This is a genomic window from Paracoccus sp. S4493, from assembly GCF_000967735.1.
Lineage (GTDB): Bacteria > Pseudomonadota > Alphaproteobacteria > Rhodobacterales > Rhodobacteraceae > Paracoccus > Paracoccus marcusii.
In genome coordinates, this window is the sequence record NZ_JXYF01000495.1 from 1 (window position 1) to 423 (window position 423).

The following is a 423-nucleotide window of genomic DNA, read 5'->3' on the forward strand; positions in this document are numbered from 1 at the left end:
CCGCCGACCCCGCCCGCCGCTGGTCCGAGGCGGAGCTGACCGCCCTGGGGCACGACCCCTCGACCGTGCGGCGGCTGTTCCGCCAGCATCTGGGCACCAGCTTTCTGCAGCTGGCGCGCGCGGCACGGCTGCGCGCGGGCCTGACCACATTGACGCAAGGAGGCAGGATGATCGACGCACAGCTGGACGCGGGGTTCGATTCGGCATCGGGGTTCCGGCAGGCCTTTGCACGCCTGTTCGGGCATGCGCCGCACCAGATGCGGGGGGCCGCAGACCTGCGCGCGGACTGGATCGATACGCCCCTGGGCGGGATGATCGCCATCGCCGATGACGACGCCCTGCACCTGCTGGAATTCACCGACCGCAAGGCGCTGCCCCAGGGGCTGCGGCGGCTGTCGGTGATGGCGGGGGGGCGGATCGGGC

At 72.6% G+C, this 423-nt stretch carries 1 protein-coding gene; it reads left to right on the forward strand.

Going from position 1 to position 423, the window contains the following annotated elements; translation table 11 throughout:
- Positions 1 to 423, forward strand: a 423-nt coding sequence (locus TW83_RS18695) for a helix-turn-helix domain-containing protein (RefSeq protein WP_045984294.1), incomplete at both ends; no start/stop codon positions are given.